Source organism: Aestuariivirga sp., from assembly GCF_041738905.1.
Taxonomy (GTDB): domain Bacteria; phylum Pseudomonadota; class Alphaproteobacteria; order Rhizobiales; family Aestuariivirgaceae; genus Aestuariivirga.
On the sequence record NZ_JBGSOZ010000179.1, the window covers coordinates 1 to 6,728 of the forward strand.

The following is a 6,728-nucleotide window of genomic DNA, read 5'->3' on the forward strand; positions in this document are numbered from 1 at the left end:
CCCGGTCTGGTCGCCGCAAGCCCGCCCGGCTGGCGCTTCGAGAGCCGTGGCCAGCTCGACATGGCGGGCTTCGGCCCGGTCGAGGTCTTCGTTCCCGGACGGGTTGCTCTTTCCTAAAGCCCGACGCTGGCCAGCGCCTCGTCGATGCGCGGCTTGCCCCACTTCCGGATCTCGGAAGGAGGCTCTCCCGCTACCTTGATGTCGACGCCATCGCCCGCCACCAGCCGGCGCGTGATGCCGGCGGCCTCGACATCGACCGTGCCGCGGTCGACGAAGACACCGAATGCTCCCCGGCTGGGGCCTGCAAAGAACCGCGTGCCGCGCACCGCGATGACGCCGAAGCTGGAGCGGATGGTGAGGTCGATCTTCGGCAGTTCCTCGGCACGGTCGAGCAGCATCGCGCCTTCGCCCAGTTCGAGAACGCCGCCGGTTTCCGCGACGAAGCGGTCGATCAGCAGGCGTGCGCGGCTGCCCAGATGCACGATGGTGCGGCCCGCGAGATCAAGCCTCGCGATGCTCTCGGCCTCGGTCTCGACCGAATCCTTCAGCATCAGTCCCGCGCCTGCCTTGAGGCTTCGCGACTCGGCGCTTTGCCGGGCAATGACCGTGCCCCGCACATCCGCAGCCTCGCCGATGAAATCGGCCGCCAGCGCCGTTCCCGGCAGCAACAACGCCCCTGGCAATCCCAGGACAAGGTCCCGGCGCCGCACAACCTGTTCCATGAAATTCCGCATGAGGTCTCTCCTGAAGCTCCACCCAGCATGACGACAGCCCAAGCGTCACCCTGTTCCCCAGGGAACCGCGCCGCCGCCAGTCCCTAGCTAAACCTGTTTCCATCGACGGGAACAACCCCGATTTCACAGAGCAAGGGAAACGCGATCATGACCATCTTCATCACCGGCAACACCAACCAGACCATCATCGGCACATCGGGTTCGGATGACATTTTCGCAGTTACAACCTCCTTGAGCGACGACAGGGTCTTCGCCAAGGGCGGCGACGACGAGGTACGTGGCGGATTCGGCGATGACCTCATCTTCGGTGGAAGCGGCAAAGACAAGCTCGTCGGAAACGACGACAATGACCGGCTCTTCGGCGGTTCGGACGACGACACCATGTTTGGCGGCAATGGCAACGATGTTCTGGCGGTTGAAACCAATCTCCTCGTGATGGGCAACGACCGCCTGTCCGGCGGCGACGGCTTCGATCGCGTGGTATTCGAAACGGCCAATATCCTGGAGATCAACGGCGCTCCCTTCCTCTCAGGCATCGCCCCGGCCGGCGCGGGTGTCTTCGTAAACCTTGCCAGCACCTTCCGGGCCGGTTTCGTCGGCACCATCTCCGACGTCTCCGGCGGCAGCCTGAATGTCCTCGGCCAGCTTTCGACCCCGAAGGGCCGGATCACCGACACCAACGGCACGACCGCGAACTTCACGGATATCGAGGAGTTCGACCTCACCTCGCACACCGATCATTTCATCGACTCGAATGTCAGCCACATCATCGACGGCGGTGCAGGCAATGACTTCCTCAACGGCCGCGGCGGCGCCGACACGCTCGACGGCGGCACCGGCAATGACACCGCCGTCTACAACAGTTCCGCCACCGGCGTGTCCGTGAGCCTCCTCGACTTCGGCAACGGCGGCAGCGGCTCCTTCGGCGATGCCGAAGGCGACCGGTTGTTCAGCATCGAGAATGTGTTCGGCTCGAACCACGACGACTTCGTGCTGGGAGACGGCAACGCGAACATACTGCGCGGCCTCGACGGCAACGACCAGCTAATCGGCGGCGGCGGAGCCGACACGCTCGATGGCGGCGAAGGCAACGATACCCTGCGCGGCGGCACCGGAAATGACTTCATGAACGGTGGCGAGGGCACCGACACAGCACTCCTGATCGACTGGAACGGCAACAAGTCCGCACTCTTTACCTCGTTCCGCGGCACCATCGCGCTCGCCGACGCGACCAACTTCAGCACTGCAGTCCTCGAGAAATCCACATTCAATCCGTTGACCCGCGTGACAACTGTCACGACCATCGAGACCGACACGCTGCAGGCCATCGAGAATGTGATCGCCAGCGACTTCGCCGAAACCATCACTGGCAACGCCAGCGCCAACACGCTGGAAGGCCGGGGCGGCAACGACATCATCGACGGCGGCAAGGGCTCCGACACCCTGATCGGCGGCGACGGCATCGACACCGCGGCCTTCTCGAGCAAAAGCATTCTCGACACGGCCCGCGTGACCGCTTCGCTCAACGACGGCACGGCCGTCATCACCCGCACCGCATTCATCAACGGTTCCCTCATCCCGACCGTCACCACCGAGACCGACAAATTGAGCGGCTTCGAGAACCTGACCGGAACGTCGGACAGCGACAGCCTCACGGGCAGTTCCGGCGTCAACGTTCTCGACGGCGGCAATGGCAACGACACGCTGGCGGGACTGGGCGGCGCCGACAGGCTGGTCGGTGGCGAAGGCCTCGACACAGCAGACTACCAGGCCTCGTCGGAAGGCGTGACCATCAACCTGGCCACCGGCCTCGCCTCGGGCGGTGACGCCACCGGCGACACTTTCTCCGGAATCGAGAATGTGTCGGGCTCCAACGCGGACGACGTCCTGACGGGCTCCGCAGGCACCAACTTCATCAACGGCAACGACGGCAACGACATAATCGAAGGCGGCGCAGGCGCCGACGCGATGGACGGTGGAACCGGGTCTGCCGACACGCTGACCTATGCCTCGTCCTCCGTGCTGGGCGTCGTGATGTCGCTCGATGGCCTGTTCTTTGCCTCAGGCGACGCGGCGGGAGACACAGCCTTCAACTTCGAGAACATCACGGGCTCGCAGGCAGGTTCCGACACGCTACGTGGCAATTCTGGCAACAACACTCTCCAGGGCCTCGGCGGCAACGACACGCTGCAGGGCGGCGACGGCGCCGACACCCTCGACGGCGGCGAGGGCTTCGACGTCGCGGACTACCGGCTGGATGGCGCAATCATCATCGACCTCGCCGCTGGCATTGTGGACGGCAAGGCGTCGGGCGACACCTTCATCAGCATCGAAGGCTTCATTGCCGGCGAAGGCGACAGCATCATGAGGGGCGACGACGCAAATGACAACTTCAGGGCCACTTCCGGTACCAACAATCTGCAGGGCCGCGGCGGCGACGACGTACTGAATGGCGGCCGCAACCGCGACACCATTTCGGGCGGAGATGGAAATGACGCGGTCAATGGCGGAACCGGGTCAGATACACTTCTGGGCAATGTCGGAGATGACACACTCATTGGTGATCGCGGCAATGACATACTCACGGGTGGTGCCGGCGACGATACCCTGATTGGCGGACTCAATGCCGACACTTTCGTCTTTACCGCCCGCAACTCCGGTCAGGACATCATCGGCGACTTCGAGGACGGCATCGATACCATCCAGTTCGACACGCCCTTCGTAAACTCGTTCGGCGACCTGTCGATTGCCGGAAACGGAACCGATCATGTGACCGTCGTCTTCGGCGGCCAGTCGATCAACATCTTCAGCGCCGACACGATTACGCTTACGGCAGCAGACTTCGATATCCTCTGAGGACTATTCACAAAAGTTGTTTCAGGCAAATGGACGGGCCCGGCGCATAGCACCGGGCCCCTGATGCTACGTCAGCGCTGCACGTTGTCGCGGCCCTGGTCGCCCTGTTGGTTCTGATCATGGCGGTTGCGCTCGTTTTCGTGCTCGATGCCGCCGCTCTGCTGGCGCTGCCCACCATCCTGCTGGTTCTGCTGCTCGCGGCCGCGGTTGACATCGCCACCCTGATGTTGACCCGCCTTCTGCTTCTGCGGATCGCGTTTGGGGTCGTTCTGCTGGGTGCTATTGCCCATGATGTGTTCCTTTCATCAAGTTGGCTTTCGGTGGAACTCGTTCTGTGCTCCACCCGCCAGCACGAAACGCGCGGCATCGCGTGCAGTTCCACTCTGAGCACTTGTGAACGCGGCGGGCAGATCAGGCCACCATGTGCCGCGCACCGGTCTCCAGCATGGCAACATGCAATTCGCCAGCGGGCTCCTGATCCGAAACCAGCAGCACTTGTGGTGACCACGGCCCGAAGACCGAGAGCGATGGCCGGTCGAACTTCGTGTGATCGGCGAGGATCACCGTTTCACTCGACCGCCGCATCATCGCGCCATAGATGAGACCAGGGCCGACGCCCGCGTCGCTCGGCCCCTCGGCGGTCAAGCCGCTTGCCCCCAGGAACGCCTTGCCCGCGCGATAGCGCTGCAGCGCCTCGATGGTGTCGGGGCCATGGATGAGGCCTTCGCGGCTGTCATACTGGCCGGGCAGCATCAACACCTTGTGAAAGGGATTGGAAGCAAGCGCCATCGCAATCGAGAAGGCATGGGTGATGACGGTCAGGTGATCCCGCTCCGCCGCAAGCCTCCGCGCAAAAATGGTCGTGGTGGCACCGCCGCCGATCATCAGGATGTCATTGGGCTCGACGAGCTTCACAGCCGCCGCCGCGATCCGCTCACGCTCCTCCACCATCAGCTTTTCTCGCTCGGCGAGGGCCGGTTCGAAACTCACCGGGCGCATGGCGCCACCATAAGTGCGGTTGATCAGGCCGCGTTCATCCAGTTCCGCAAGATCGCGCCGCACAGTTTCGGTCGAAACATTCAACAGGTTGGCCAGCTCATTGACACGCAGCGTAGGCGTCGCACGGAGTTCGGCAACGATGCGGGAGTGGCGGTCGGACTTGGTGAGCTTCATCTCGGGAGGGTTCATGAAACGCATTGTGGCACGGCGCGGCGGATTCTGGCAGTCCGGTCAGTCATTTGACCGGTTTCGCAGCTTCATCTCTCAGTTTGGTCAGAAAATGCCCACTTGACAACGAATTTATGTTGTGACTTGATAGATTATAGTTTGAAGTCGGGCATTTTTTGACCGAAGGAGCAAATATGTACGACTATGGCCTCTTCAAGTTCGAGTCGAAGCAGGACCTTTTCGACAAGGCCATCCGCTTCTGGAATCCCGACAAGACGAAGTTCTGGCAAAAGGCCGGCATCGACCTCGTCATCGACCGGCGAGAGGGCTACTTTCTCTACGACATGTCAGGCCGCCGCCTCATCGACCTGCACTTGAACGGCGGTACCTACAATTTCGGCCATCGCCATCCTGAACTCGTGGAAACCCTCAAGGGCGCGCTCGACTATTTCGATATCGGCAATCACTGGTTTCCGTCTGTCGCCCGCGCTGCACTGGCGGAGTCGCTCATCAACATTTCGCCCGGCATGACATACGCGGTGTTCGCACCCGGTGGTGCCGAAGCCGTCGACATCGCGATCAAGAGTGCCCGCTACGCCACCAAGCGCCGCAAGATCGTCTCGATCATCAAGGGTTATCACGGGCACTCCGGACTGGCGGTCGCGACGGGCGATGACCGCTTCACCAAGATCTTTCTTGCCGACCAGCCCGAGACCTTCATCCAGGTTCCCTTCAACGACATCGACGCGATGGAACAGGCCCTGAAGGGCGGTGACGTCGCTGCCCTCATCATGGAGACGATCCCCGCAACCTACGGCTTCCCCATGCCGAAGGAGGGCTATCTCAATGCCTGCAAGGCGCTCTGCGAGAAGCATGGTGCCATGTATATCGCGGACGAGGTGCAGACCGGCCTGATGCGGACGGGCAAGATGTGGGGCTGGCAAGCCTATGGCATCCAGCCTGACATCATGGTCACCGCGAAAGGGCTTTCGGGCGGGCTTTATCCCATCAGCGCCTGCCTCGTGAACGACAAGGCCGGCGGCTGGCTCCATGAGGATGGCGCAGCCCATATTTCCACCTCTGGCGGTGCCGAGCTTGGCTGCGTGGTGGCCCACAAGGTCATCGAGATGCTGCTTCGGCCGGAGGTCGTCGCCAACGTGCAGACCGTCACCGACTTCATGGCGGAGAGCATGCAGGACATGATTTCCCGCCACGGCGACCTCTTCACCGGCGTGCGCCAGAAGGGTGTCATTCTCGGCCTCGAATTCTCCAATCATCCGGAAGGCGCCATGTATGTCTCGCGCGCCCTCTACGAGCATGGCGTCTGGGCGATCTTCTCCTCGCTCGACAAGCGCGTGCTGCAATGGAAACCCGGCGTGCTCCTGACGCAGGAGACCTGCCAGGACATCATGGACCGTTTCGATGCCGCCATGCCGCGTGCGCGCGAGCTGCTGCATCAGGCGAAGAAGGCAGCCTGACATGACCGAACCGCTGATCAAGGTACCCGACGTACAGTTCGAACGCGCCAAGCTGATGCTCGACCGCGCCCGCTGGGCCGCGTCCAGGATGCAGAAGCTTGACCGTGGCGCCACCCGCCGCATCATCGATGCCGTCGCCGCCGCTGGCCACTCCAAGGCTCAAGCCTATGCCGAATGGGCCGTGCGCGAGACCGGCATGGGTGTCGTCGAGCACAAGCGCATCAAGAACGAGGCTTGTTCCAAGGGCCTCGTCGAGCTTTACGCCAACGAGGATTTCATCAGTCCACGGATTGATCCTGCCAGGAAGATCGTGGAGCTTCCCCGCCCGGCTGGCGTCATCTTCGCCCTGATCCCCGTCACCAATCCCGTCGCCACGGTCTTCTTCAAGACATTGCTGGCGCTGATGACGCGGAACGCCATCATCATTTCTCCTCACCCGCTGGCCAAGGCATGCTGCGCCGACGCTGCCCGCGTGCTGGCGGACGCGGCGAAG

6 protein-coding genes are annotated in these 6,728 nt (G+C 62.6%); 3 read left to right on the forward strand and 3 right to left on the reverse strand.

The genetic code is table 11. The annotated features are described in order from the left end of the window. Nucleotides 1–113: 113 nt before the first annotated feature. A complete protein-coding gene (locus ACEW8Q_RS16865; RefSeq protein ID WP_373505219.1) occupies nt 114–734 on the reverse strand; it encodes a FecR domain-containing protein in 621 nt (206 codons plus the stop codon). 147 nt (nt 735–881) lie between these two features. On the opposite strand from ACEW8Q_RS16865, the gene ACEW8Q_RS16870 reads away from it, so the two are divergent. Next, complete coding sequence (locus ACEW8Q_RS16870; protein ID WP_373505220.1) at nt 882–3,590, forward strand: beta strand repeat-containing protein; 2,709 nt, start codon at nt 882–884, stop codon at nt 3,588–3,590. A gap of 71 nt (nt 3,591–3,661) precedes the next feature. On the opposite strand, the gene ACEW8Q_RS16875 is transcribed toward ACEW8Q_RS16870, so the two are convergent. Both ACEW8Q_RS16875 and ACEW8Q_RS16880 read right to left on the reverse strand, forming a co-directional pair. Beyond that, a complete protein-coding gene (locus ACEW8Q_RS16875) occupies nt 3,662–3,880 on the reverse strand; it encodes a hypothetical protein (RefSeq protein ID WP_373505221.1) in 219 nt (72 codons plus the stop codon). A 121-nt stretch (nt 3,881–4,001) separates the two neighbouring features. Continuing rightward, nucleotides 4,002–4,778: a DeoR/GlpR family DNA-binding transcription regulator gene (locus ACEW8Q_RS16880; protein WP_373505222.1), complete on the reverse strand. Its 777-nt coding sequence runs from the start codon at nt 4,776–4,778 to the stop codon at nt 4,002–4,004. Nucleotides 4,779–4,951: 173 nt separating this feature from the next. Between ACEW8Q_RS16880 and ACEW8Q_RS16885 the strand changes: the two genes are divergently transcribed. Both ACEW8Q_RS16885 and ACEW8Q_RS16890 read left to right on the forward strand, forming a co-directional pair. Next, complete coding sequence (locus ACEW8Q_RS16885; RefSeq protein WP_373505223.1) at nt 4,952–6,235, forward strand: aspartate aminotransferase family protein; 1,284 nt, start codon at nt 4,952–4,954, stop codon at nt 6,233–6,235. A 1-nt stretch (nt 6,236) separates the two neighbouring features. Further along, nucleotides 6,237–6,728 (forward strand): aldehyde dehydrogenase family protein (locus ACEW8Q_RS16890; protein WP_373505224.1); only part of this gene is annotated, 492 nt, incomplete at its 3' end.